General features: G+C 21.2%; 4 protein-coding genes. All 4 read right to left on the bottom strand.

Translation table 4 applies throughout. The features are described 5' to 3' along the window. A partial coding sequence (locus C6B38_RS04690) for a hypothetical protein (protein WP_146693311.1) occupies nt 1–240 on the bottom strand: 240 nt, incomplete at its 3' end. Beyond that, entirely contained in the window at nt 240–548 is a 309-nt protein-coding gene (locus C6B38_RS04685; protein WP_105298839.1) for a hypothetical protein, read from the bottom strand. The genes C6B38_RS04690 and C6B38_RS04685, both read right to left, overlap by 1 nt. Beyond that, complete coding sequence (locus C6B38_RS04680) at nt 548–793, bottom strand: hypothetical protein (RefSeq protein WP_105298838.1); 246 nt, start codon at nt 791–793, stop codon at nt 548–550. The genes C6B38_RS04685 and C6B38_RS04680 overlap by 1 nt, the downstream gene beginning before the upstream one ends. Further along, nucleotides 793–1,041: a pentapeptide repeat-containing protein gene (locus C6B38_RS04675; RefSeq protein WP_105298837.1), complete on the bottom strand. Its 249-nt coding sequence runs from the start codon at nt 1,039–1,041 to the stop codon at nt 793–795. The genes C6B38_RS04680 and C6B38_RS04675 overlap by 1 nt, the downstream gene beginning before the upstream one ends. Nucleotides 1,042–1,111 lie beyond the last annotated feature (70 nt).

Here is a 1,111-nt window from a genome sequence, read left to right as displayed (position 1 = left end):
TTTAAAAACAAAATTATTTTTAGTAATAGCACTTGGAATATCTTTTAAATGTACATCTTGATAACCATTTAATGCATAATGATTAATATGTCTAAAAATATATTCAGTTAATTCTTGTTTATTTTCTTCTTTAAATTTTTGAACATTATATGCTAAAATACTTTCATTTTTAAAATTCTCTCCGTTTAAAGGAAATTGAAATGTAATACTATTTACTCTATTTTTTACAATATCATTCATTATTCACCCTCCTTACTAGGTAATTTGTCATATTTAGGATTATGTTTTAAAACATAATTATCTTTTAAAACATAGTTGTTTCTTCAAGTATTTTCTGAACAACTTGATAATATACATTTGTCAACTTTTTCACAATTTATACAATATGATTGAAATCAAAAATCTTCTTTATATAATATTTGTTGTTTTAATTCAGCAAGTTCTTTACCTAAATTTTGATTAAAATAATGTGCCATTTCTAATTGTTCTTTAAGTGCTTCATTTTCTTCTTGTAGTTTGTTAAATTTAATTGTTTCTGTTATATCCATTATTCATYCTCCTCAATAACAGTTAATTGTTCTAATTGTTGCTTAGTCAAAGTTGATGTATTTATGTAATAATAATTAAAATTAGCATTTACTGATTTATGAATAATTTTACAATCCTTAAAAATTTCATAACCTTTAAAGTCTTTTATTTTTCCTTTAAAAATAATTGATTGTATACTTTTAACTTCAATTTTTAAATTATTATTATTATATATTTCAATTCAATCTTTTAATTTTTCTAACATTATTCATTCTCCTCAATAACAGTTAATTGTTCTAATTGTTGCTTAGTGATTTTAATACCTTCTAAATCAGCACAAGATAAATTAACACCTCGTAAATCAGTATAAGATAAATTAGCATCTCGTAAACAAGCATATTCTAAATTAGCACCTTGTAAATCTAATTTTTCACTTGCTAAATATTCATTGATTTTTTCTTGTTCAACAGTTATTCCTGTTAAATCTTTAATTAAATCTTGTAATGTTTTCATTTTCTAATTCCTCCAAATTCTTTTCCATAATTAATTTTTCAATATAGTATAATTAATTTTTCAATATAGT

The organism is Spiroplasma sp. ChiS (assembly GCF_002968355.1).
In the GTDB taxonomy this organism is placed as follows: Bacteria; Bacillota_I; Bacilli_A; order Mycoplasmatales; family Mycoplasmataceae; genus Spiroplasma; species Spiroplasma citri.
Note: the sequence above shows the minus strand (reverse complement) of the source record. Positions and strands in the feature narration are given on the sequence as shown.